Source organism: Curtobacterium sp. MCPF17_047, from assembly GCF_003234045.1.
Taxonomy (GTDB): domain Bacteria; phylum Actinomycetota; class Actinomycetes; order Actinomycetales; family Microbacteriaceae; genus Curtobacterium.
The window spans coordinates 1-22719 of sequence record NZ_QKSF01000015.1 but is presented as its reverse complement, the minus strand read 5'-3'; the positions used below and the strand labels follow the sequence as shown (position 1 = coordinate 22719).

At 71.5% G+C, this 22719-nt stretch carries 22 protein-coding genes and 1 tRNA gene; 16 read left to right on the top strand and 7 right to left on the bottom strand.

Annotated elements, in window-relative coordinates:
• Window positions 1-11: 11 nt before the first annotated feature.
• Window positions 12-581: a hypothetical protein gene (locus tag DEJ33_RS14270; RefSeq protein WP_111078118.1), complete on the bottom strand. Its 570-nt coding sequence runs from the start codon at window positions 579-581 to the stop codon at window positions 12-14.
• A 206-nt stretch (window positions 582-787) separates the two neighbouring features.
• Between DEJ33_RS14270 and DEJ33_RS14265 the strand changes: the two genes are divergently transcribed.
• The 4 genes from DEJ33_RS14265 to rlmB all read left to right on the top strand — a co-directional run bounded on the left by DEJ33_RS14265 (window position 788) and on the right by rlmB (window position 5107).
• Window positions 788-1270: a CarD family transcriptional regulator gene (locus DEJ33_RS14265; RefSeq protein ID WP_017888066.1), complete on the top strand. Its 483-nt coding sequence runs from the start codon at window positions 788-790 to the stop codon at window positions 1268-1270.
• Between the two features lie 58 nt (window positions 1271-1328).
• On the top strand, window positions 1329-2576 hold the full coding sequence (gene ispF / locus DEJ33_RS14260) for a 2-C-methyl-D-erythritol 2,4-cyclodiphosphate synthase (RefSeq protein WP_258378178.1): 1248 nt from the start codon (window positions 1329-1331) through the stop codon (window positions 2574-2576).
• A 73-nt stretch (window positions 2577-2649) separates the two neighbouring features.
• The gene (gene cysS / locus DEJ33_RS14255; RefSeq protein WP_111195344.1) at window positions 2650-4059 is read left to right on the top strand and encodes a cysteine--tRNA ligase; all 1410 of its coding nucleotides are present in this window, start codon (window positions 2650-2652) and stop codon (window positions 4057-4059) included.
• Window positions 4060-4087: 28 nt separating this feature from the next.
• Complete coding sequence (gene rlmB / locus DEJ33_RS14250; RefSeq protein WP_111078114.1) at window positions 4088-5107, top strand: 23S rRNA (guanosine(2251)-2'-O)-methyltransferase RlmB; 1020 nt, start codon at window positions 4088-4090, stop codon at window positions 5105-5107.
• Between the two features lie 311 nt (window positions 5108-5418).
• Here rlmB and DEJ33_RS14245 read toward each other — a convergent pair whose 3' ends face one another.
• Both DEJ33_RS14245 and DEJ33_RS14240 read right to left on the bottom strand, forming a co-directional pair.
• The gene (locus DEJ33_RS14245) at window positions 5419-6705 is read right to left on the bottom strand and encodes a DUF4032 domain-containing protein (RefSeq protein WP_111078112.1); all 1287 of its coding nucleotides are present in this window, start codon (window positions 6703-6705) and stop codon (window positions 5419-5421) included.
• A gap of 145 nt (window positions 6706-6850) precedes the next feature.
• On the bottom strand, window positions 6851-7951 hold the full coding sequence (locus tag DEJ33_RS14240; protein WP_111078110.1) for an ABC transporter ATP-binding protein: 1101 nt from the start codon (window positions 7949-7951) through the stop codon (window positions 6851-6853).
• A 263-nt stretch (window positions 7952-8214) separates the two neighbouring features.
• On the opposite strand from DEJ33_RS14240, the gene DEJ33_RS14235 reads away from it, so the two are divergent.
• Window positions 8215-9234, top strand: a complete 1020-nt coding sequence (locus DEJ33_RS14235; protein WP_111195343.1) for a thioredoxin domain-containing protein — start codon at window positions 8215-8217, stop codon at window positions 9232-9234.
• 33 nt (window positions 9235-9267) lie between these two features.
• On the opposite strand, the gene DEJ33_RS14230 is transcribed toward DEJ33_RS14235, so the two are convergent.
• Entirely contained in the window at window positions 9268-10161 is an 894-nt protein-coding gene (locus DEJ33_RS14230) for a neutral zinc metallopeptidase (protein WP_111195342.1), read from the bottom strand.
• A 143-nt stretch (window positions 10162-10304) separates the two neighbouring features.
• On the opposite strand from DEJ33_RS14230, the gene DEJ33_RS14225 reads away from it, so the two are divergent.
• On the top strand, window positions 10305-11246 hold the full coding sequence (locus tag DEJ33_RS14225) for a 2-deoxy-5-keto-D-gluconate 6-phosphate aldolase domain-containing protein (RefSeq protein ID WP_111195341.1): 942 nt from the start codon (window positions 10305-10307) through the stop codon (window positions 11244-11246).
• Window positions 11247-11256: 10 nt separating this feature from the next.
• Here the strand turns inward: DEJ33_RS14225 and DEJ33_RS14220 are convergent, their stop codons facing one another.
• Complete coding sequence (locus DEJ33_RS14220; RefSeq protein WP_111195340.1) at window positions 11257-12021, bottom strand: NAD(P)H-hydrate epimerase; 765 nt, start codon at window positions 12019-12021, stop codon at window positions 11257-11259.
• A gap of 35 nt (window positions 12022-12056) precedes the next feature.
• Here DEJ33_RS14220 and DEJ33_RS14215 point away from each other — a divergent pair, with 35 nt between their 5' ends.
• From DEJ33_RS14215 to DEJ33_RS14200, 4 genes are all read left to right on the top strand, one after another.
• Entirely contained in the window at window positions 12057-12854 is a 798-nt protein-coding gene (locus tag DEJ33_RS14215) for an alpha/beta fold hydrolase (RefSeq protein WP_111078100.1), read from the top strand.
• A gap of 270 nt (window positions 12855-13124) precedes the next feature.
• Entirely contained in the window at window positions 13125-14156 is a 1032-nt protein-coding gene (locus tag DEJ33_RS14210; RefSeq protein WP_111195339.1) for an aldo/keto reductase, read from the top strand.
• A gap of 265 nt (window positions 14157-14421) precedes the next feature.
• Window positions 14422-15756 carry a hypothetical protein gene (locus tag DEJ33_RS14205; RefSeq protein WP_111195338.1) on the top strand — a complete coding sequence of 445 codons (1335 nt, stop codon included), beginning with the start codon at window positions 14422-14424 and terminating at the stop codon, window positions 15754-15756.
• A gap of 49 nt (window positions 15757-15805) precedes the next feature.
• Window positions 15806-17134 carry a hypothetical protein gene (locus DEJ33_RS14200; RefSeq protein ID WP_146242640.1) on the top strand — a complete coding sequence of 443 codons (1329 nt, stop codon included), beginning with the start codon at window positions 15806-15808 and terminating at the stop codon, window positions 17132-17134.
• Window positions 17135-17168: 34 nt separating this feature from the next.
• Here the strand turns inward: DEJ33_RS14200 and DEJ33_RS14195 are convergent.
• Together DEJ33_RS14195 and msrB are read right to left on the bottom strand one after the other, a co-directional pair.
• A tRNA-Thr gene (locus tag DEJ33_RS14195) sits at window positions 17169-17241 on the bottom strand.
• Window positions 17242-17314: 73 nt separating this feature from the next.
• Complete coding sequence (msrB, locus tag DEJ33_RS14190) at window positions 17315-17716, bottom strand: peptide-methionine (R)-S-oxide reductase MsrB (protein WP_110903414.1); 402 nt, start codon at window positions 17714-17716, stop codon at window positions 17315-17317.
• A 73-nt stretch (window positions 17717-17789) separates the two neighbouring features.
• Between msrB and DEJ33_RS14185 the strand changes: the two genes are divergently transcribed.
• The 6 genes from DEJ33_RS14185 to groL all read left to right on the top strand — a co-directional run bounded on the left by DEJ33_RS14185 (window position 17790) and on the right by groL (window position 22637).
• Window positions 17790-18266, top strand: a complete 477-nt coding sequence (locus tag DEJ33_RS14185) for a GNAT family N-acetyltransferase (RefSeq protein WP_181437317.1) — start codon at window positions 17790-17792, stop codon at window positions 18264-18266.
• Window positions 18266-19321 carry a DUF2332 family protein gene (locus tag DEJ33_RS14180; protein ID WP_111195335.1) on the top strand — a complete coding sequence of 352 codons (1056 nt, stop codon included), beginning with the start codon at window positions 18266-18268 and terminating at the stop codon, window positions 19319-19321. The genes DEJ33_RS14185 and DEJ33_RS14180 overlap by 1 nt, the downstream gene beginning before the upstream one ends.
• Before the next feature lie 96 nt (window positions 19322-19417).
• Window positions 19418-19717 (top strand): DUF3263 domain-containing protein, encoded by a 300-nt coding sequence (locus DEJ33_RS14175; protein ID WP_258366198.1) that lies wholly within the window; start codon window positions 19418-19420, stop codon window positions 19715-19717.
• Window positions 19714-20319: a LytR C-terminal domain-containing protein gene (locus DEJ33_RS14170; RefSeq protein ID WP_111078078.1), complete on the top strand. Its 606-nt coding sequence runs from the start codon at window positions 19714-19716 to the stop codon at window positions 20317-20319. Before DEJ33_RS14175 ends, DEJ33_RS14170 begins: the two co-directional genes overlap by 4 nt.
• Window positions 20320-20571: 252 nt before the next feature.
• Window positions 20572-20775, top strand: a complete 204-nt coding sequence (locus DEJ33_RS14165) for a cold-shock protein (RefSeq protein WP_056120541.1) — start codon at window positions 20572-20574, stop codon at window positions 20773-20775.
• Window positions 20776-21014: 239 nt separating this feature from the next.
• Window positions 21015-22637 carry a chaperonin GroEL gene (gene groL, locus DEJ33_RS14160; protein ID WP_111043391.1) on the top strand — a complete coding sequence of 541 codons (1623 nt, stop codon included), beginning with the start codon at window positions 21015-21017 and terminating at the stop codon, window positions 22635-22637.
• Window positions 22638-22719: the final 82 nt, after the last annotated feature.

The following is a 22719-nucleotide window of genomic DNA, read 5'->3' as shown; positions in this document are numbered from 1 at the left end:
GCGCGCCGCGGTCAGTTCGTGCCGTTGTCGCCTTCGGAGGAGTCCGTCTGCGAGCCGCTCTGCGTGCCCGGAGCCGAGGCGCCGCCGGTCGGCTCGCTACCGCTGTTCGACGGCGAGGTCGGCGTCGACGTCGGGGTGGGGCTCGGCGCGAGCGTCTGGTACTGCTCCTGCCCGCTCGTCAGGACCGGCACCGTGGCCGAGGCGCCCTCGGCACCGTCGTAGGAGAAGTACATCTTCACGAGCGAGCCGGGCTTCACGCTGACGTCGTCGAAGTCGACCGTGTCGTGCTCGCCGTCGTCCGCGAGGACGGTCGTCGAGTTGCCGGCGACCTCGACGGTCTGGTCGTCGCCGTCCACCTCGAGCGTGACGGTGCGGTCGTCGTCGCCGGTGTTGACCAGCGTCCCGACGAACCGGGCGTCCTTCCCGCTGTCGGAGATGAGCAGGGCGTTCCGCACGTCGATCGTGCCGGTGGACACATCGACACCGTCGGTGATCTGACGGATCTCCTGGGTGCGGGACGGCGACAAGAACTCGCAGCCGCTCGCACCGAACGCGATGGTCGCAGCGACGGCGACGGACACGAGTACCCGAGCTCGCAAGAGGTTCCTCCGGAAGTTCACGATGGTGGACCGAGCGGTCCTGGCGATCATCCTACCCAGGCCCCGGTCGGGTCGGAGGTCAGGGTGGGCAGCGCCCGGGCGGGTCCCGCGCAGGCCGTCGGGGTCAGGCCCCCCTTACCCGAACGTCCCCTGTGGTAAACTGGATGTCTGGGAACGGAGCCTGATACATGCAATTCGAGGTCGGCGAGACCGTCGTCTACCCCCATCACGGGGCGGCAACCATCTCTGAAGTCAAGACTCGCGTCATCAAGGGCGAGGAAAAGGTCTACCTGAAGCTTCGGGTGACGCAGGGTGACCTGACGATCGAGGTCCCGGCGGACAACGTCGACCTGGTCGGCGTCCGCGACGTGATCGGCAAGGAAGGGCTCGACAAGGTGTTCGAGGTCCTCCGGGCACCGTTCACCGAAGAGCCCACCAACTGGTCGCGTCGCTACAAGGCGAACCTCGAGAAGCTCGCTTCGGGTGACGTCATCAAGGTGTCCGAGGTCGTCCGCGACCTGTGGCGCCGCGATCAGGACCGCGGCCTCTCCGCGGGTGAGAAGCGGATGCTGGCCAAGGCGCGCCAGATCCTCATCTCCGAGCTGGCCCTGGCCGAGAAGACCGACGAGGACAAGGCATCGACCGTCCTCGACGAGGTCCTCGCGTCCTGACGCCCGCTTGAGCACCACCACGAACGACACGACGACCGCACCGGCGCAGAGCCCAGCTCTGGCAGCCCGTGCGGTCGTCGTCGTTGCGGCAGGGTCCGGCACCCGTCTCGGCATCGGCACCGCGAAGGCGTTCGTCCCCGTCGCCGGGGAGCGCATGCTGGTCCGCGCGTTGCGGACCGTCCTGACCCTCGGAGAGCCGACCCTCGTGGTCGTCGTCGCACCGTCCGACCGGATGGACGAGTGCCGTGCCCTCGTCGCCGACGTGGCCGGTGCGGCTGCGGCGTTCACGTCGGTCGTGCCGGGAGGCGCGGATCGCCACGCGTCGGTCCAGGCCGGGCTGGCCGTGCTGCCGGACTCCGTCGAGACCGTGCTCGTGCACGACGCAGCGCGGTGCCTCACGCCGGCGTCGCAGTTCGAGCGGGTCTTCGCCGCGGTCGCCGGCGGCTCGGTGGACGGGCCGGCGCAGGGTGGTGTCGGCGTGGTGCCGGCGCTGCCGGTCACCGACACCGTGAAGCGCGTCGCCGGCGACGTCGTCGTCGAGACCGTCGATCGTTCGGCACTGGTCGGGGTGCAGACGCCGCAGGGCTTCCCGCTCGCGGCACTCCGTCGGGCGTACGCCGTCGCGGAGCGGGCCGAGACCGACGACGCCGGGGTGTTCCAGGCAGCCGGCGGTGTCGTCCGCACCGTGCCGGGCGACGCGGACGCGTTCAAGATCACCACGCGGTGGGACCTCGGTCGGGCCGAGGCCGTCGTCGCCGAACGAGCGGCCGCCCGCACGCTCGACGGGCGGGCGGGTTCGGACGTCCCGGTCGGGTCCGACGTACGGGTCGGGTTGGGTGTCGACGTGCACGCCTTCGACCCCGCCGTGCCGTGCCGTGTGGGCATGCTCGACTTCCCCGGCGAGCCCGGGCTCTCCGGGCACAGCGACGGGGACGCCGTCGCCCATGCGGTGTGCGACGCCCTGCTCTCGGCCGGTGGCCTCGGGGACATCGGCAGCAGGTTCGGCACCGCCGACCCGGTCTTCGCCGGCGCCGCCGGGGACGTCTTCGTGCGCGGTGCCGTCGCGCTCCTGCAGGGTGCCGGACTCGAGCCCGTCCGCGTCACCGTCCAGGTGATCGGCAACCGCCCGCGCATCGGTGCCCGTCGTGACGAGATGCAGGACGCCCTGGCCACCGCGGTCGGCGCTCCCGTGGCGGTGTCCGGGACGACGACCGACGGCCTGGGCTTCACCGGGCGGGGTGAGGGGCTCTGCGCGATCGCGACGGCAGTCGTCCGGTCCGCCGGTGCCGTCGCGCCCGCGCTCTGAGACCGTCGGCCCGTTCTCCACAGGCGCCGGGTGGCCCCGTGTCACCGCGGGTGCGGCCCTCTAGGCTTGTCGCGTGACCGTTCGCCTGTACGACTCCCGCGCTGCCGACGTCGTCGACCTCATGCCCCTGGTCGACGGACAGGTCAGCATCTACGTCTGCGGCCCGACGGTGCAGTCGTCGCCGCACATCGGGCACCTCCGGTCCGCGCTGGTCTACGACATCTGGCGTCGCTGGCTGAGCCACCGCGGGTACCGCGTGACCCTGGTGCGGAACGTCACGGACATCGACGACAAGGTCCTCGACCTGGCCGCGGGCACCGACGAACCGTGGTGGGCTCGGGCGTACCGCGTCGAGCTCGAGTTCACCGCCGCGTACACGGCACTCGGCATCCTGCCGCCGACGTACGAGCCCCGCGCGACCGCGAGCATCCCGCAGATGCAGGACATCATCACGCGGCTCATCGAGCGCGGGCACGCGTACCCGGCCGCCGACGGCAGTGGTGACGTGTACTTCGACACCGCGAGCTGGCCGGAGTACGGCGCGCTCACCCGACAGCGACGTGACGACATGGTCGACGCCACCGATGCCGATCCCCGGGGCAAGCGTGATGCCCGGGACTTCGCACTCTGGAAGGGCAGCAAGGCGGGGGAGCCCTCGACCGCGAGCTGGGACTCCCCGTGGGGTGCGGGCCGTCCCGGGTGGCACATCGAGTGCTCCGCGATGTCCCGGCGCTACCTCGGGCCCGCGTTCGACATCCACGGCGGTGGCCTCGACCTCCGCTTCCCGCACCACGAGAACGAACTGGCGCAGTCGACCGCTGCCGGGGACGCCTTCGCGTCGCACTGGTTGCACAACGGACTCGTGACCGTCGGGGGGCAGAAGATGTCGAAGTCGCTCGGCAACTCGATCTTCGCCGCCGACTTCCTCGAGTCCGCACGTCCGGTCGTCGTCCGCTACTTCCTCGGCGCCGCGCACTACCGATCGACGATCGACCACCACGACGGGTCCCTGGCCGAGGCCGAAGCCGCACTCGACCGCATCGACGGCTTCCTGTCACGGGCCGCCACGCGTCTCGAAGGGGTCCGGCTGAGCGACGCTCCGGCCGTTCCGCAGGGGTTCGCCGACGCCATGGACGACGACCTCGCGGTACCCCAGGCGCTGGCGGTGCTGCACGAGACCGTCCGGTCCGGCAACGCCGCTCTCGACGCCGACGATGCGGAAGCGCTCGGGGTCGCGTACCATCAGGTGGCTGCGATGGTCGAGGTGCTCGGCATCGACCCGCGTGCACCGCACTGGTCGGGTGGTGCGCACGACACCTCCGCAGCACCGCTCGCCGCCCTCGTCGAACGCCTCGTACAGGAGCGCGCCGACGCCAGGGCCGCACGGGACTTCGCCACGGCCGACCGCGTCCGGGACGATCTCGCAGGCGCGGGCATCACGATCGAGGACACACCGTCCGGAACACGCTGGAGCATCGCCTGAACACGGCAGTGCCGAACAGGAGAACTGCATGAAGAACGTCTCGGGGAGCAAGAAGGGTCGTCCGGGCGCTGTCCGTGCCGGCCGCAAGGGCAACAAGCAGGTCGGCTCCGGCGGCCAGGGTGCCCAGGCGCTCGAGGGTCGCAAGCCGACCCCGAAGGCCGAGGACCGCCCGTACCACCCGGCCGGCAAGCGCAAGGCCGCCAAGGAGCGCTTCGAGGCGGCCCGCACGCGTCGCGGTGGCAGCAGTGCCTCGGCGCCGCAGACCCGCACCGGCGGTCGTCCGCCGGCGCGGAAGACCGATGACAGCGAGCTCGTGACCGGACGCAACTCCGTGCTCGAGGCGCTCCGCACGAAGACGCCGTCGACGACGCTCTACGTCGCCGCCCGCATCGAGGTCGACGACCGCGTCAAGGAGATCCTGACGCTCGCCAACCACCGCGGTGTGCCGATCATGGAGATCATGCGCCCGGAGCTCGACCGCATCACCGGGCACGACAGCGTGCACCAGGGCGTCGCGCTCAAGGTGCCGGCGTACGAGTACGCCGTGTCCGAGGACCTGGTCGAGCGGGCGTTCTCCCGCGACCAGGTGCCGCTCCTCGTGGCCCTCGACGGCATCACCGACCCGCGCAACCTCGGAGCGATCATCCGCTCCACGGCGGCGTTCGGCGGGCACGGTGTCATCGTGCCGCAGCGTCGCTCGGTCGGTGTGACCGCGTCGGCGTGGAAGACCTCCGCCGGGGCCGCTGCGCGCACGCCCGTCGCGATGGCTCCGAACCTGACGCAGACGCTCAAGTCGCTGAAGTCGATGGGCCTGTTCGTGCTCGGACTCGACGGGGACGGTGACGTCGAGCTCGACGCCCTGGCACTCGCCGACCGGCCGATCGTCATCGTCGTCGGTTCCGAGGGCAAGGGCCTGTCCCGCCTGGTCACCGAGACGTGTGACGCGATCGTGTCGATCCCGATCTCCAGCGCGACCGAGTCGCTCAACGCCGGCATCGCCGCGAGCGTCACCCTGTGGGAGGTCGCGCGGCGCCGTCGCTCCGCGTAGCGCGCACCAGACGACACCCGGGAGGCCCGGTGCCGGTCCACGAGACCGGCACCGGGCCTCCCGTTCGTCTGCCCGTCTGCCGGTGCCGTCGCCCGCGAACCCGTCGCCGAAGTCGCACGTCCTGCCGCCCAGCGGGCCGGGAGGCGGCAGGTTCTGCGACCTCGGCAGCGAGCGCTCGCCATGTCTCGCGACCTCGGGCTCGCCCGAGACGGCCGCGTGCCGACGTCGCACGTTCTGTCGTCTCTCCGGTCGGCAGGCGGCACGTTCTGCGACCTCGGCGCTGCACCGGCGGCACGTCGTGCGACCGCGACTCAGACGGACGCGCGCCAGTCGTCGACGTCGTCCTCGTCGTCGTCCAGGGGCAGCGCGATCGACGATGTCGGCGGGTTGATCAGCGTGCGCTCGTCCCGGCGGTGCCGCAGCACGTCGTTGATGTACGCGGTGGTGGCCTCCGGAAGTGAGACCGAACGCTCCTCCTGCTGGGACATGAACCACCGGTGCTCGAGCAGCTCGTGGAACACCTCGGCCGGTTCGAGTCGCCCACGCAGGTCCCGGGGGATCGCACGGACGACGGGCTCGAACACGCGCGAGACCCACTCGTGCGCGACCATCTCCTCGTCGAGCTCCTCGCGGCCGTTCCGCGCCCGGTAGGCGTCCAGGTCGTTGAGCAGTCGTCGGGCCTGGTTCTCCTCGGCGTCGAGCCCGGTCAGGCGCAGCAGTCGGCGCTGGTGGTGCCCGGCGTCGACGACCTTCGGCTGGATGCGGACCTGGGCGCCGGCCTCGGCCGTGCGGATCGACAACTCCTCGATGTCGAAGCCGAGCGCGTTCAAGCGTTCGACCCGGTCGTTGATCCGCCAGCGCTCGCCGGCGTCGAACTGCTCGGGGCCGGTGAGCTCGGTCCAGAGGGTGCGGTACTGGGCCACGATCCGGTTCGACACGTCGACCGGATCGGCGTTCTCGTCGAGCCGTCCGCCGGCCTCGAGGTCCAGCAGCTCCCCGGCGATGTTGACGCGGGCGACCTCCAGGTCGTTCTCACGCTGCCCGTTCGACAGGCCGCCCGGGTAGAGCTTGCCGGTCTCGGCGTCGACCAGGTAGGCCGCGAACGAGCCGGCGTCCCGCCGGAACAGCGTGTTCGACAGCGAGACGTCACCCCAGTAGAAGCCGATGACGTGCAGGCGGACGAGCAGGAGCGCGAGCGCGTCGACGAGCCGCGTGGCGGTGTCGGGTCGCAGCGTCTGCGAGTACAGGGCGCGGTAGGGGAGCGAGAAACGCAGGTGCCGGGTGACGAGGACGGGCTGGAGGGCCTCACCCTCACGACCGACGCGGTTCGTGATGACCGCGACCGGGTCGACGCAGGGCACGTCCATCCGCTGCAGGGTGCGGAGCATGTCGTACTCGGACCGGGCCAGTTCGGCGCTGGTCTCCTTGACCGCGACGACGTACCCGCTCAGGTGCACGAACCGCACCAGGTGCCGTGAGATGCCCTTCGGCAGCGCGACGATCGTCTCGTCCGGCCAGGCCTCGAGGGGCAGGTCCCACGGCAGGTCGAGCAGGCCGGGGTCGACGGTGGCGGCGGTGATGGTCATGGAGTCGGGCACGACGGGTCCTCAGGTGCTCGGCGGTGGGTCTGCGGGACGGGAGGCGCGGTGCGGGCCCGCACCCGCGCCTCCCGTCCCGCAGGGGGAACGGCGGGAGCCCGCCACCCGCCTGGTGCGGCGGCTGGCGGGCTCCCGGTGGTGCGGATCAGGCGCTGATGACGGCCTTGTCGTCGAGGCGCTCGCCCGACTCGGCGTCGAACACGTGCACGTGACCCTGCTTCGGGCTCACGACGATCGTGTCACCGATCGAGGGGTGGTTGCGACCGTCGACGCGCGTGACGATGTCGGTGCGCGTGCCGTTCACGTCGGCGTGGCCGTAGAGGTAGCCGTCGGCGCCGAGCTCTTCGACGACGTCGACCGTGACGGGCAAGCCCTCACCGGACTGGGACACGATGATGTCCTCGGGGCGGACACCCACCGTGACGGCACCCGAGCGGGCGTTCGACAGGGTGTCGCGGTCGATCGGGTGGTTGAGCGACCCGAAGGTGATGCCACCCTCGACCACGGAGGCCGGCAGCAGGTTCATCGCGGGCGAACCGATGAAGCCGGCGACGAACACGTTGTTCGGCTTCTCGTACAGGTCGCGCGGGGTGCCGACCTGCTGCAGGATGCCGTCCTTGAGGACCGCGATGCGGTCGCCCATGGTGAGCGCCTCGGTCTGGTCGTGCGTGACGTAGACGGTCGTGACGCCGAGACGACGCTGGAGCGACGCGATCTGGGTACGGGTCTGGACGCGGAGCTTGGCGTCGAGGTTCGACAGCGGCTCGTCCATGAGGAACACCTGCGGCTGACGGACGATCGCGCGGCCCATCGCGACGCGCTGACGCTGACCACCGGAGAGCGCCTTCGGCTTGCGGCCGAGGTACTGCTCGAGGTCGAGCAGCTTGGCGGCCTCCTGCACGCGGGTGGCGCGCTCTTCCTTGCCGATGCCGGCGATCTTGAGCGCGAAGCCCATGTTCTCGGCGACGGTCATGTGCGGGTACAGCGCGTAGTTCTGGAACACCATCGCGATGTCGCGGTCCTTCGGCGGGACGTCGGTGACGTCGCGGTCGCCGATGCGGATGGCGCCGGAGTTCACCTCTTCGAGGCCGGCGAGCATGCGCAGGGACGTGGACTTGCCACAGCCCGAGGGGCCGACGAGGACGAGGAACTCGCCGTCGGCGACGTCCAGGTCGAGGGAGTCCACCGCGGGGCGGTTGCCTCCGGGGTACAGACGGGTTGCCTTGTCATAGGTGACGGACGCCATGAGCGTTCGGTCCTCTCCACCGGCAGGTACGTGCCGGACGATCCGTAGTGAAGCGACGACCCGCGAGGGCCGGCGGATGGTCGCCGTCGACCATCGCTGCTCATACAACACGAGTTCGCGGACCGGCGCCAGTGCGCAGCTGCCGGTCACCGGGGCGTTCCCTGCTGGTTGGCTGGTTCCCATCGGCCGCCACTACAATCGGCGGGTCCGTCCGCCGACCGGGGGGAGGCCGAGCGGACACCGACCAGGAGGACAGCCGCACGATGACCAACCGCCCTGAAGGTGACGACCGCGCTCGTGACGACGATGCTCGCGGTGACCGTGCTCGCGATGACCGTGCTCGTGACGACGGCGCTCGCGAGGACCGCGCCGGTGCCGCTCGTGCCGAACGGAACGCTCGTCGTGCCGCTGCCCGCGAGCGAGCCCAGCGCACCCGAGCCCAGCAGAAGCGCCGCCAGCGTGGTGCTCGACTGGGGCTGCAGATCGGACTCGGCGTGGTGCTCGTCGCCGCCGCCACCATCGTGACGCTCGTCCTCGTGAACTCCTCGCGTCCCGCCGGCCCCGGCCCGGACACGATGGCCGACGGCGGCATCACCATCAGCACCGGTCTGAAGGCCGTCGAGCCGGGCGCCGTGTCGAGCGGGCCGTCCGCGGGGGAGACCGCTTCGGCGGACCCCGTGCGGATCACCCTGTACGTCGACTACCTCTGCCCGATCTGCGGCGCGTTCGAGTCGACGAACAGCGAGTACATCGAGGGCCTGGTCGACTCGGGGGCCGCGACGATCGACATCCACCCCGTCGCGATCCTGTCGAACCGTTCGCAGGGCACGAAGTACTCGCTCCGTGCGGCGAACGCGGCGGCCTGCGTGGCGCAGGAGTCGCCCGACTCGTTCTTCGCCGTGAACAAGGCCCTGTTCGCGAAGCAGCCGGAAGAGGGCACACCGGGCCTGACGGACGAGCAGCTCGCCTCGGTGATCACGAGCGTCCCGGGTGTCCGGCACGGCTCCACGATCGAGTCCTGCATCGACGACCAGCGCTACGGCAAGTGGGTCGACGAGCGCACCACCGCGGTGACCGGTGGGGACATCCCCGGCTCCGACCTGACGACCTTCCCGGGGACCCCGCTGGTGCTCGTCAACGGTCAGCAGTACCAGTACACGACCGCGTCGACGAACGACGAGTTCCGCACGTTCGTGGTCGGGGCCGCCGGCAGCACCGAGTCCACCCCGACCCCGACGCCGAGCAGCTCGTCGTCGGAGAGCCCGTCCGCGACCTCGGACTGACCGACCGACCGGCCGGCCGCTCGGCCGCCCGACCTAGAGCGACGAGCCGGGAACGCTCAGGGTGTCGCAGCTGGTCGCCCCGCGCTCGTAGCCGCGCTCGAACCACCGCTGTCGCTGCGCGCTGGACCCGTGCGTGAACGAGTCGGGGTCGACCTGTCCGGTCGCCTTCTCCTGGATGCTGTCGTCACCCACGGCGCTCGCGGCGGACAGGGCATCGGCGATCTGGGCGCGGGTCACCGGCTCGAAGAACGTCGAACCGTCGGCCGCCTTCGTGGTCGCCGCGTCCCCCACCCACGCCCCGGCGTAGCAGTCCGCCTGCAGCTCGACGCGGACGCTGCCGGACGAGGCGCCGGTGCCGCTCCGGTCGGTGTCGGCGAAGGTGCCCTGGAGCTGCTGCACGTGGTGGCCCCACTCGTGCGCGACGACGTACATCTGCGCGAGTGGACCGCCCGAGGACCCGTAGGTCGACTTCAGGTCGTCGTAGAACGCGGTGTCCAGGAAGATCGCCCGGTCCGGCGGGCAGTAGAACGGCCCGGTCGCCGCCGACGCGGTGCCGCACCCGGTGTCGGTCGACCCGTCGAACAGGAAGAAGTCGGGCGTCGAGTAGGACGTCCCGAGCTGTTGCGACTCGGCGCTCCAGTAGGCGTCGAGTGACTCGGCGGCGCCCTCCATCCGGCACTCGACGTCGGCGTTGGCGTCGCGGCCGGTCTGGCACTCGGCGATCGGTGTGGCCTCGACGCCGCCCTGTTGGATCGGGGTGAGACCGCTCCCGCCGCCGACCAACCCGCCGATGTCGACGCCGGTGAACTGCGCGATGAGGAACACCAGGATCGCGGTGACGCCGACCGCGCCGCCGCCGATGGCCGTGTTGCGCCCGCGGCGCTTGACCTTGCCGCCCTGCAGCCGGGTATCGTCGTTGAACGTCATGCTCCGAACGTACGGACGATCGGCCGACGCCGCCCGGAACCACGACGCCGCCCGGAACCACGACGCCGCCCGGAACCACGGTGCCGCCCGGAACCGTCCGGACCCGAACCGACGGGGAGAGCCGACGGAGTAGACCGGGGCACATGCCGATCCTCGACGAGACCCACCCCCTGTTCCTCCTCGCGATGGACCAGCGGTCCTCGCTCCTGAAGCACACGTACGACGAGGAGTCGGGTGAGCCCGCGGACGAGGCCGAGGCCGAACGGGTCCGCGCCGGCAAGCAGCTCGTCTACCGCGGGGTCCTCACCGCTCTCGCCGCAGGAGCCTCCCGGGAGCGCACCGGCGTCCTGGTCGACGAGCTGTACGGCGCCGACGTCGCCCGACTGGTCAAGGAAGCCGGGCTGCAGCTCGCCATGCCGATCGAACGATCCGGCCGCGAGTGGTTCGAACTGGAGTACGGCGACGACTGGGTCGCCCACGTCGACGCCTTCGACCCGGACTGGGTGAAGGTGCTGGTCCGGGACAACCCCGCGTTCGACGCCGACTCCCGTGAGCAGCAGGCTCGCGCGCTCGCCGACGTCGCGGCCACCCTGCACGACGCCGGTCGCCCGTTCCTCGTGGAACTCCTCGTGCCGGGCACCGACGAGCAGACGGCATCGGTGGACGACTACGACCGCGACCTCCGCCCGGACCTCGTCGTCCAGGTGCTCGAGTTCCTGCAGGACCACGGGGTCGAGGCGGACGTCTGGAAGCTCGAGGGCCTGGACCGTCGAGAGGACGCCGAACGCGTCGTCGCGACCGCCCGCCGCGGTGGCCGCGACAGCGTGCAGTGCATCGTCCTCGGCCGGGACGCCCCCGAGGAGCAGCTCGACGCGTGGTTGCGCACCGCTGCACCGGTCGACGGCTTCGTCGGGTTCGCGATCGGCCGGAGCAACTGGGAGGAGCCGCTCGAGGACGTGGTCCGCGAGCACCTGGACACCGAGGCGGCCGAGCAGCTCATCGCCGCCAACTACCGGCACTTCGTCGACACCTGGCTGGAGGCCCGTGGCGACGTCGAGCACGGGGTCGACGCCGGCGCGGTCTGACGCCGGCGGGTCAGGTGCGGATCAGCGGCTCCACTGCCGCCAGGTCCGCACCGATCCCGACGTCGACGAGTTCGATCCGTCCGGCGAGCGTCGCCGCGGGGCCCCGGAGCAGCCCGGCCTTCACCCCGCCGAACGTCACGGTGACGTCCGCGTGCAGCACGTGGTCGTCCGCGATGCCGCCGGTGTCCACGTCGATCCCACTCGGCACGTCCACCGCCACCACGAACGGCGCCCGCTGTTCCCGCGCCAACTCGCGGAGGCCCGCCACGACCTCACGCGCGGGCGACCGCAGGGGGCCGCCACCGCCGATTCCCAGGACGCCGTCGAGGACCAGGTCCGCCTCGAGCGCGGCCTCGCGGGCGATCTGCGCCAGCCGCTCACCGACCGGGGGCGTCGCCGCGTGCAGGATGTCCGCAGCACCCGCTGCGGAACCGGACGACCCGTCAGCGACGGGGTCCTCCAGGAGGTGCACCCCGGCCTCGCGAGCCGCTGCCAGGCCCGCCTCGTGGACACGTGAGCCGACGCGCAGGACCGTGACGCGCCTCCCGGCCGTCGCCAGGCGCGCACCCGCGAACAGGGCGTCCCCGCCGTTGTCGCCGCTGCCGGCGAGGACCAGCACCGACCCGGGACCGTCACCCGGACGTACCGCCGGGTCGTCGAGCAGATCGCCGACGATCGTCGCCAACCCGTCCGCGGCCCGCTGCATCAGAGGCTCGCCCGCCTCCAGGTGCGGTCGTTCCGCCGCACGGATCTGATCGCCGCCGTAGCCGTCCATGCCAGCCACTGTGCCCCCGGTACCCTGGGCAGGCCATGTCACTCGTCCCCGAAGCGCCCCGCCCCCGGGTGGTCATGTCCCCGGACGGCCTGCCGCTCGCCACCTACGACTTCGGTGACCCGGACGCGCCAGCGGTCGTCGCCGTGCACGGGTTCGCCTCCGGAGCGCTGCTCAACTGGCACGCCTCCGGGTGGACCCGCGACCTGGTCCGCGCCGGACGCCGGGTGATCGCGTTCGACCAGCGCGGCCACGGCGCCAGCGGGAAACCACACGAGCCGCACAGCTACTCGATGGACCTGCTGGTCGACGACGTCACCGCCGTCATCGACACGTACCTGCTCGACGACGTCGCGTTCCTCGGGTACTCGCTCGGCGCCCGCGTCGGCTGGCACACCGCCGAACGGATGAGCGACCGGATCTCCCGCGCCGTGCTCGGCGGGATCCCGGACGCCGACCCGATGCGGCGCGTGCGCGTCGACCAGGCCCGGGCGTTCATCACGGACAGCACGCCGGTGACGGACCGCGTCACCGACGGGTACCTGACCATGGCGGCCGGGATCGAGGGCAACGACCTCCGTGCGCTCGTCGCGATGGTCGAGGGGATGCGGGACAGCATCGAGCCGACGCCCGAGAACGCGCCGACACAGCCGCTGCTGCTCGCCGCGGGCAGTGCGGACGGCATCAAGGACAGTGCGCTGCGGCTCGCCGACACGGCGCCGCACGCGACCTTCTTCGAGATCCCGGGGCGGAACCACTTCAATGCCCCGACGTCGCGCCACTTCCGGGAGGCGGCGATCGCGTTCCTGGGGGACGGCCTGTCCGGCGGCCGCTGACGTCGGGGCGGAACCACACGGTGACATCGGTTCGGTGCCCCGACGTCGCGGCACTTCCGGGAGGCGGCGATCGCGTTCCTGGGGGACGGCCTGTCCGGCGGTCGCTGACGTCGGGGCGGAACCACACGGTGACATCGGTTCGGTGCCCCGACGTCGCGGCACTTCCGGGAGGCGGCGATCGCGTTCCTGAGGGACGGCCTGTCCGGCGGTCGCTGACGGGTACTCGTGGGCCCTCCCGCTGCGGAGGCCGCGCGGCGTAGCGTCCGCCGCATGGAACACAGACTCCTCGGCAACAGCGGGACAGTGGTGTCATCGCTGACCCTCGGCACCATGACGCTCGGCAGCGAAGCCGACGAACCCACCTCCCACGCCATCATCGACGCCTTCGTGGCCGGCGGCGGCACCTTCATCGACACCGCGGACGTGTACTCGGGCAACGAGTCCGAGCGCATCATCGGCCGCTGGCTCCAGGCACACCCCACCGAGGCGCAGCAGGTCGTCCTCGCCACCAAGGGGCGCTTCCCACAGGGCGACGGTCCGAACGACCTCGGCCTGTCGCGCCGACACCTGCGCGTCGCGCTCGACGCCTCGCTGGAGCGGCTCGGCGTCGACCACATCGACCTCTACCAGATGCACGCGTGGGACGCCCTGACCCCGATCGAGGAGACCCTGCGCTTCCTCGACGACGCCGTCTCGGCCGGCAAGATCGGGTCCTACGGGTTTTCGAACTACCTCGGCTACCAGGTCACGAAGGCCGTCTACGAGGCGAAGGCGCACGGCTGGGCGCCCCCCGTCACCCTGCAGCCGCAGTACAACCTGCTCGTCCGCGACATCGAGCACGAGGTCGTGCCCGCCTGCCTCGACGCCGGCATCGGCCTGCTGCCGTGGTCGCCGCTCGCCGGTGGCTGGCTGTCCGGCAAGTACCAGCGTGACGAGGCCCCGACCGGCTCGACACGTCTGGGGGAGGACCCGAAGCGCGGCATGGAGGCGTGGGAGGCCCGCAACGCCGACGAGCGCACCTGGCAGGTTCTCGACGTGGTGTCCGGAGTCGCCGAGGCGCACGGTGCCTCGCGATCCCAGGTGTCCCTCGCCTGGCTGCTCGCCCGCCCGGCCGTGACGAGCGTCATCCTCGGTGCCCGGACGGTCGAGCAGCTGCAGGACAACCTCGGTGCGGCGGACCTGGTGCTCGAGGACGCCGAGCTCCGGGCCCTCACCGACGCCAGTGCACCCCGGGTGGACGACTACCCGTACGGCACGGCCGGCGTCGCGCAGCGCGAGCGGAAGATCAGCGGCGGCCGCTGAACCGGCGCCACCGGGCACCGCGGACCGGCGGTGCTGCCCGCCGGATGATGCGGGAAACCGCTGATGTCGTCCGGCGGCGTGGACCCGGTGGTCCTGCGGATGTCAGGATCGACGCACGGCCGGCTGGTTACCGCGCCGAGCGCCGGGAACGCCCCTGATCCGTGTTCCACCCGCGCCGGAGCCCCGAGCGACCTGGTCGCTCGGGGCTCTGCTCATGCCCCGGCCCGGGGGCTCCTCGCGTCCGGGCGGCTGCTAGCGTCCTGAGGTGCTCGAAACGACCCCCGTCCCGGTCGACGCCCGTCGTCGGCGCGCCCTGACGCACCCGATCCTGACGTGGGTCGTCGCCGCCGTGCTCGCTGTCGCCTCGAGCCTGTGGATGTGGCACCGGCTCGGCTGGCCGACCCGGGGGATCGCCTGGGCCGAGGACTCCGGCGTCTTCCTCAACGAACGGCTGGAGCTCGGCGCCGTGCCGTCGCTGCTCCACCCGTACAGCGGCTACCTGCACCTGGTCCCGCGGATCGTGGTGGACGCGGCCGTCGCCTTCTGGCCGATCCAGGACTACGCGATGGTCGTCACGGCCCTGTCCTGCTGCGTGATCGGCATCGTCAGCGCGACCGTGTTCGTCCTGGCGCGTGACGTCGTCCGGTCGGCACCGCTCCGGGCGCTCCTGGCGGCCGTGCCGGCGATCGCGCCGATGGGTGTCGTCGAGATCGCCGGCAACACCGCGAACCTGCACTGGTACCTGCTCTTCCTGGCGCCCTGGGTCTTCGCGTTCCGGCCGCGGTCCTGGTGGAGCAGCGCGAGCCTGGCCGTCGCCGCGCTCGCCATCACCCTGACCGAGATACAGGCGGCCCTCTTCGTGCCGCTCTTCCTGTTCGGGTTCCGGAGCCGCCGGGGTGTCCCGGTCGTGGCCGCCGCGTTCCTGGGGCTCGCCGCGCAGGCCGCCACGACCCTCCAGGCGCCGCGTCCGCGGACCCCGAGCGACGCGAGCCCGCTCGACATCGCCGCCGGGTTCCTCGCGCAACCCGTCGCCGGCTCGTGGAACGGGGACGTGCGGGAGGTCGGGGTCACGATCGTGCACGTCGGGTGGTGGGTCGTCGTCGTGCCGGCGGTCGTGGTGCTGGCGGTGCTCGTCCTCGGATTGGTGCGACGAGGAGGAGCGAGCCGGTGGATGATCGTCGCGCTCGGTGCCGCGCCCGCCGTGCTCTGGGTCGCTGCCCTGCGGGTGAACGCCGTCCCGAGCATGTTCGCGGAGTGGAACGAGGCCTCGTTCCAGCGGTTCGGCCCCTACCGGTACGCCGCCGCGGCGTCGATGTTCCTGCTGGCCGCGGTCGTCGTCGCCGCGGACGTCTGCATCGGCCGCGGCCGTGTGGTGCTGCCGGTGCTCGGTTGGGTCCTCGTCGCGAGCGTCGTCGCCGCCGGGGTCCTCAACGTCCACGCCGAGACCCGACGGGCTGACGGGCCGGTCTGGTCCACCCAGGTGCAGCGACAGGGCGCGGCCGTCTGCTCAGCCGACCCGGACGGGACGGTGCGCATCGAGGCGTCGCCGCGCCCGCGCCTGTGGACGGCAGAGGTGCCCTGTGCTCGGCTCGAGCACTAGCCCGTCCCGGGCCGACCGCCCGATCCGAGCCGACCGCCCGATCCGGGCCGTGGTCGTCGCACTGGTCGTGCTGGTGTTCGCGACGGCCACCGCCTGGCTCCGCCTGGACCCGGTGCAACGGGCGACGCTGTGGGCAGAGGACGGCCGGGACTTCGTCTCCGCGGACATGGTCGACGGGTTCGGCGCCACCCTCTTCCGACCGTTCGGCGGCTACCTGCAGGTCGTCCCGCGCCTCGTCGCCGCGATCAGCAGCACGATCGCCCGCCCGGAGCACCTCGCCCAGACGGTCACACTGCTCTCGTGCGCGGTGGTCGGTGCCGTGAGCGCGCTGCTGTACCTGTACGGGCGCACGATGCTGCGGAGCCCGGTGGCACCGTTCCTGCTCGCGGCCGTGCCCCCGCTGATCCCGACCGCGCCACGTGAGGCGCTCGGGACGATGAACAACCTGCACTCGTTCCTGCTGCTCCTGGTCCCCGTCGTGCTCCTGGTCGTGCCGCGGTCCTGGTGGACCTCGGCCGCGACCGCCGTCCTGGTCGCCGTCGTCGTGCTCAGCGAGACGCAGGCGCTGCTCTTCGCCCCGTTGCTCCTGGCCGGGATCCGCCGACGCGAGAAGTGGCCGGTCGCCGCCGCGTTCCTCCTGGCCGGCGCCGCGCAGGTCGTCACGGCGGTGCAGTACCCCCGTCCGTCGATCAGCTACGGGTCGGCGACGCCCGTGACGCTCGCGGACGTCGTCGTCGGCTTCGTCACCGTCACGCTGACCACGGTGTGGACCACCCGCCTCGGGTCGGTGGGCGACCTGATCAGCGCCTCGGGGATGACCCCGATCGTCGTGCTCACCGCCGTCTGCGTCGCGGTGGCCGTGGCGGGCATCGTCTGCGGCGGTGTGGTGCACCGGTGGCTCGTCCCCGCGACGGTCCTCGGGGCTGCGGCGCTCTGGTCGGCCGCGCTCCTGGTCACCCCGGCTGGCGGGTTCGCGTTCACCGAGGGTGTGGCGGACCACGTCGCGCACTTCGGCACGATCCGCTACGCGACGGTGAGTTCCGGGTTCCTGCTGCTCGCACTGGTGGTCACCGCCGACGCGCTGTGGGGCCCGCGCCGTGCTCGTGTGCCGGATCGGGGCCGGCGCCGAGCACGGGCCCGTCGCGGCGCGGCCATCGTGGTCGCACTGGCGGTCGCGGTCTCGCTCGTGGTCAACGTCCACGACACCGGCCACGCCACCCGGTCCGACGGTCCGACGATCACGTCGCAGGTGCCCGCCGCGCGTGCGACGTGTGCGAGCCGCGGCGCCGACGGGCGGGGGACCGCGCTGCTCCGACAGTCGCCGGACCGATCGCCGTGGACCGTCACGCTGACGTGCGAGTACCTGCAGCGTCGGTGACCGTGGGACGGGGGACCGCGCGTGTGGACATGAGGGCCGGCAGCGGGACTTGAACCCGCAACCCCCGTATTACAAGTACGGTGCGCTACCAATTGCGCCATGCCGGCTGACCCGCCCATCGTACCGGGCAGGACACGACGACGGCGCCCGAGCCGCAGCCCGGGCGCCGTCGCCTGTTCGCTACTCCTCCGCCGAGAAGTTGAGCGAGATCGAGTTCATGCAGTAGCGGTCGCCCGTGGGGGTCCCGAAGCCGTCCGGGAACACGTGGCCGAGGTGCCCGCCGCAGTTCGCACACCGGACCTCGGTGCGCGCCATGCCCAGGGACTTGTCCTCGATGAGCTGCACCGCCGCCGGGTCGACCGACTCGTAGAACGAGGGCCAGCCGCAGCCGGAGTCGAACTTCGTGCCGCTCTTGAACAGTTCCGCGCCACACGCCGCACACGTGTAGACCCCGGCACGCTCCTCGTCGAGGAGCTCACCCGTCCACGGGCGCTCCGTTCCGGCCTGGCGGAGCACGGCGTACTGGTCCGGCGAGAGCTCCTCGCGCCACTGGGCGTCGGACTTGTCGACGTTGTATGCCATGTGCGTACCTCCTGGTTCCGACCGGGACTCGTGTCCGCCGGTCATCGTGCGTCACATCAGTAAACTCCGGGGGATGTCCGGTCATTCCGTCCACCACGCTCGCTGGGAACACCTGACGACCGACGAACTGTACGACATCGTCCGTCTGCGGAACCGGGTGTTCGCCCTCGAACAACGGGTCACCGCCGAGGACTTCGACGGCCGCGACCGCGAGCCCGACACCGAGCACTGGTGGTCCGGTACCCCGGACGCGCCGGCCACCGGCTACCTCCGCCTGGTCCGCCCGGCAGCGGACGAGCCGCACCCCGACGCCACCGTCGCCCCGACCCGGGTGATCGGCCGGGTCGCCACCCACCCGGACCACCGCGGCCAGGGCGTCGCCGGCCGGTTGGTCGCCGCAGCGCTCGCCGAACACGGGCACGAGGCGTTCGTGCTGCACGCCCAGCAGTACGTCGCCGCGCTCTACGAACGCCACGGCTTCGTCCGCTTCGGCGTCCCCTACGACGAGGCCGGCATCACCCACGTCGGCATGTACCGCCCGGCGTCCTGATGGACACCCGCGAGCGCTACCGCACCTACGCGGACCGGATCGCGTCCGTCTCGCCCGCCTACGCCTGCTGGGCCGACTCCCTGGACGACGACCTCGTCGCGCTGCTGGACGAGGTCCCCGAGACACAGCGTCAGCCGGAACTGCTGTTCGCGGTCGCACGACGGCTCGGCGCCGACCCGATGGACGCCGGTTCGCTCCGCGCACTCGGCCGGGAGGCCCGCCCCGCCCTGGTCGCGGCCCTCACCACCGCCACCGTGCAGGCCAACGACCCGCGTCGGCTCGCCCCCGTCGTCCCGGTGCTCGCTGCGCTCGCCGCGGCGTCCGACCGGCCGCTCGGGCTGGTCGACGTCGGAGCCGCCGCCGGGCTCTGCTCGATCCCGGACCGGGTGACGCTCGACCACCGGCAACGCGCCCCGGAACGGACGTCGCGCCCCCTCGCGACGGAGCGCGACGCCCGTACCGGAGCGCTCGACCCACTCGTCCGGATGCACACCGCCGTGCCCGGGCCGGCGGTGCACCTCGTCGCGGACGTCACCGGGACGCCGCCGGACCCCGCCACGACGTCGATCCGGATCGGTGTGCGCATCGCCCTCGACCCGAACCCGATCGACCCGGCGGCACCGGGAGCCCTCGAGCGACTCGTCGAGGCCGTCCCACCCGAGGCGACGGACCGGACCGCCCTGATGCGCGAGGCGTTGCGCGCGACGGTGGTCGAGCCTCCCGTCCGGGTCCGCGGCAGCGTGCCGGACGACCTGGACCGGGCACTCGACGCGGTGCCGGACGACTGCGAGCCGGTCGTCCTCACGACGGGGACGCTCGTCTACGTGCCCGGTGCCGGACGGCAGCGCCTGGTCGACCGGCTGCGCGAACGGGACGTGCGGTGGGTGGCGCTGGAGCGGACCGGCATCCTCACCGGGGTCGCCGCGACGCTGCCGGAGGACGTGGACCCCGCGGACCCGGACGCGTTCGCGACGCTGTCCCTCGACGGCCGGGCGCTCGCCGTGTCCGACGCCTTCGGGACCCGGGTCCGGTGGTTCGGCCGCACGCTCCGCTGAGCGGGTTCCGCGACAGTCCAGCGCCGTGCCAGGGTCGACCTGCCGAGCGCCCCTACGATGTGCGAGACCTGCAACCCGTCCGCGATCGGAACCACAGTGACCGCCCTCCCCACCGACGAGCTCACCGAGCTCGCCAAGCACGTGCTCGCGTTCGAGCACGAGCGGGCACGGCACGACCGGACGAAGGAAGCGGAGATCCGCGTCGAGTTCGACATGTCGCCGACGCGGTACTACCAGGTGTTGAACCGGGTGATCGACTCTCCGGCGGCCCTGGCGTACGACCCGCAGCTGGTCACCCGGCTGCAGCGTCTCCGCCGGGCCCGGACGAGTGCCCGTGCTGCCCGCAGCTTCGTCGCGCCCCCGGCCGACCACGAAGGACGTGAAGAGGAACGATGACGAGATTCCCGCGAGACCGGTTCGACGACGTCACCGACGGCCCCCGGGTCGGGGCGCACCGCGGTGCTGCCCGTCGGGGTGGTGGATGGATCGTGTTCGCGTGGGCGGCCCTCGCGACGGGTGTCCTCGTGGGCGTCGGTGTGCTCGTGCTCGCACTCGCCAACGGCAGTTTCCAGTTCACCGAGGGCAGTGGCGGAGCGACGTCGGCTCCGTCGTCGTCTGCGTCGGCGTCCTCGACCCCGACCGGCGGTGCGTCGACCAGTCCGGAGCCGTCGGGCGAGGCGTCCAGCTCCGCGCCGGCTGCCGCCGCGTCCCCGTCCGACCAGGGCGCGACGACCCTCGTGGTGCTGAACGGGACCTCGACCACAGGCCTCGCCGCGAACGCCTCCACGAAGCTCACCGGCGCCGGGTGGAAGGTGACCTCCACGGGCGACGCCGGGACCACGGGGTCGACGCAGACCATCGTCTACTACCAGCAGGAGTCGCAGGCAGCGCTCGCGGAGGGCATCGCGCAGTCGCTCGGGACCTCCGCGGTGCAGCAGTCGGCGGCCTTCCCGAACGCCGACGTGTCGGTCGTCCTCGGAGCCGACTACACCGGCTGAGCGTGCTGTTCCGGGGCTCTGTGTTTCCGGCACGTTGCGGATGGTGGATCGCTCCGTGAAATACGTGTCACACCCCTTGCCGAAATCGTGACTCTCGGTCAGAGTCACGAGTGGTCATCCCGTGGTCGCGACAGGTCCTCACTTCAGAGGGGATGTCGCGCGATCGGGAGAGGCGACACGGCCTCGGACCCGACGGCACCATTTGCGATGGCGGCGTCGTTCGCACCAGCAGTACCGCAGGGAGCAAGGAACATGGCCAACGGAACCGTGAAGTGGTTCAACGCCGAGAAGGGCTTCGGCTTCATCACCGTGGATGGAGGGGGCCAGGACGTGTTCGTGCACTACTCGGCCATCGACATGAACGGCTACAAGGTCCTCGAGGAGGGCCAGGCAGTGACGTTCGACGTCGGGACCGGGTCGAAGGGCCCGCAGGCCGAGTCGGTCCGTCCCGCCTGAGTCGCAGAACCGCTCACGAACGCGTCGTCCCTCCGGGGGCGGCGCGTTCGTCGTCTGGCGGCCGTCGTCCCGGTCGCCGCGCGGGTGGGCGTCGGGTGGGCCGACCTGTGGAAGCGGGGCGAGCCTCCCGACTGTGTTGCACTCTCGGGTGGCGAGTGCCAGAATCGGGCTTGGCACTCGGTCACACTGAGTGCCAGAACGACCCCGATGACGACGTCCGGGAGGGACGAAGAACTCACATGGCAAAGATCATTGCTTTCAACGAAGAGGCCCGACGCGGCCTCGAGCGCGGCCTCAACCAGCTGGCCGACGCCGTGAAGGTGACGCTCGGCCCGCGCGGCCGCAACGTCGTCCTCGAGAAGAAGTGGGGCGCCCCCACGATCACGAACGACGGTGTCTCCATCGCCAAGGAGATCGAGCTCGACGACCCGTACGAGAAGATCGGTGCGGAGCTCGTCAAGGAGGTCGCCAAGAAGACCGACGACGTCGCCGGTGACGGTACGACCACCGCAACGGTGCTCGCCCAGGCGCTCGTCCGCGAAGGCCTCCGCAACGTGGCCGCCGGTGCCGACCCCATCTCCCTGAAGCGCGGCATCGAGAAGGCCGTCGAGGCCGTCTCGGCCCAGCTGCTCGCCGACGCCAAGGAGATCGAGACCAAGGACCAGATCGCCGCCACCGCGTCGATCTCGGCCGCTGACCCGACCATCGGCGCGCTCATCGCCGAGGCCATCGACAAGGTCGGCAAGGAAGGTGTCGTCACCGTCGAGGAGTCGAACACCTTCGGCACCGAGCTCGAGTTGACCGAGGGCATGCGCTTCGACAAGGGCTACCTGTCGCAGTACTTCGTCACCGACCCCGAGCGTCAGGAAGCCGTCTTCGAGGACGCCTACATCCTGATCGTCAACTCGAAGATCTCGAACATCAAGGACCTCCTGCCGGTCGTCGACAAGGTGATCCAGGCGGGCAAGCAGCTCCTGATCATCGCCGAGGACGTCGACGGCGAAGCCCTCGCGACCCTCGTCGTGAACAAGATCCGCGGCATCTTCAAGTCCGTCGCCGTCAAGGCCCCGGGCTTCGGCGACCGCCGCAAGGCCATGCTGCAGGACATCGCGATCCTCACCGGCGGCCAGGTGATCTCGGAAGAGGTCGGCCTCAAGCTCGAGAACGCGACGCTCGACCTGCTCGGTCGTGCCCGCAAGGTCGTCATCACCAAGGACGAGACCACGATCGTCGAGGGTGCCGGCGACGCCGAGCAGATCGCCGGCCGCGTCCGTCAGATCCGCTCCGAGATCGAGGCGACCGACTCCGACTACGACCGCGAGAAGCTCCAGGAGCGCCTCGCGAAGCTGGCCGGTGGCGTCGCCGTCATCAAGGCGGGTGCCGCGACCGAGGTCGAGCTCAAGGAGCGCAAGCACCGCATCGAGGACGCCGTCCGCAACGCGAAGGCAGCCGTCGAAGAGGGCATCGTCGCCGGTGGTGGCGTCGCCCTCATCCAGGCCGGCAAGGTCGCGCTCGACTCGCTCACCCTCGAGGGTGACGAGGCGACCGGTGCGAACATCGTCCGCGTCGCCATCGACGCCCCGCTCAAGCAGATCGCGCTGAACGCCGGTCTCGAGCCGGGTGTCGTGGCCGCCAAGGTCCGCGAGCTCGAGTCCGGTTGGGGCCTCAACGCCGCGACCGGCGAGTACGTCGACCTGATCGCCACGGGCATCATCGACCCCGCCAAGGTCACGCGTTCGGCGCTGCAGAACGCTGCGTCGATCGCCGGTCTGTTCCTCACGACCGAGGCCGTCGTCGCCGACAAGCCGGAGAAGACCCCGGCCATGCCGGCCGGCGACCCCACGGGTGGCATGGACTTCTAGTCCGGACCTGCTCGGCAAGGGCCCTCGTACGCTTCGCGTGCGGGGGCCCTTGCCGAGCAGGTCCGGACTAGAAGTCCATGCC

What these genes read in the sequence shown, in the direction of transcription:
- DEJ33_RS14265 (WP_017888066.1), top strand. Translation starts at nt 788, where the DNA reads ATGCAATTCGAGGTCGGCGAGACCGTCGTCTACCCCCATCACGGGGCG.
- rlmB (WP_111078114.1), top strand. Translation starts at nt 4,088, where the DNA reads ATGAAGAACGTCTCGGGGAGCAAGAAGGGTCGTCCGGGCGCTGTCCGT.
- DEJ33_RS14240 (WP_111078110.1), bottom strand. Translation starts at nt 7,951, where the DNA reads ATGGCGTCCGTCACCTATGACAAGGCAACCCGTCTGTACCCCGGAGGC.
- DEJ33_RS14235 (WP_111195343.1), top strand. Translation starts at nt 8,215, where the DNA reads ATGACCAACCGCCCTGAAGGTGACGACCGCGCTCGTGACGACGATGCT.
- DEJ33_RS14230 (WP_111195342.1), bottom strand. Translation starts at nt 10,161, where the DNA reads ATGACGTTCAACGACGATACCCGGCTGCAGGGCGGCAAGGTCAAGCGC.
- DEJ33_RS14225 (WP_111195341.1), top strand. Translation starts at nt 10,305, where the DNA reads ATGCCGATCCTCGACGAGACCCACCCCCTGTTCCTCCTCGCGATGGAC.
- DEJ33_RS14220 (WP_111195340.1), bottom strand. Translation starts at nt 12,021, where the DNA reads ATGGACGGCTACGGCGGCGATCAGATCCGTGCGGCGGAACGACCGCAC.
- DEJ33_RS14215 (WP_111078100.1), top strand. Translation starts at nt 12,057, where the DNA reads ATGTCACTCGTCCCCGAAGCGCCCCGCCCCCGGGTGGTCATGTCCCCG.
- DEJ33_RS14210 (WP_111195339.1), top strand. Translation starts at nt 13,125, where the DNA reads ATGGAACACAGACTCCTCGGCAACAGCGGGACAGTGGTGTCATCGCTG.
- msrB (WP_110903414.1), bottom strand. Translation starts at nt 17,716, where the DNA reads ATGGCATACAACGTCGACAAGTCCGACGCCCAGTGGCGCGAGGAGCTC.
- DEJ33_RS14185 (WP_181437317.1), top strand. Translation starts at nt 17,790, where the DNA reads ATGTCCGGTCATTCCGTCCACCACGCTCGCTGGGAACACCTGACGACC.
- DEJ33_RS14180 (WP_111195335.1), top strand. Translation starts at nt 18,266, where the DNA reads ATGGACACCCGCGAGCGCTACCGCACCTACGCGGACCGGATCGCGTCC.
- DEJ33_RS14170 (WP_111078078.1), top strand. Translation starts at nt 19,714, where the DNA reads ATGACGAGATTCCCGCGAGACCGGTTCGACGACGTCACCGACGGCCCC.
- DEJ33_RS14165 (WP_056120541.1), top strand. Translation starts at nt 20,572, where the DNA reads ATGGCCAACGGAACCGTGAAGTGGTTCAACGCCGAGAAGGGCTTCGGC.
- groL (WP_111043391.1), top strand. Translation starts at nt 21,015, where the DNA reads ATGGCAAAGATCATTGCTTTCAACGAAGAGGCCCGACGCGGCCTCGAG.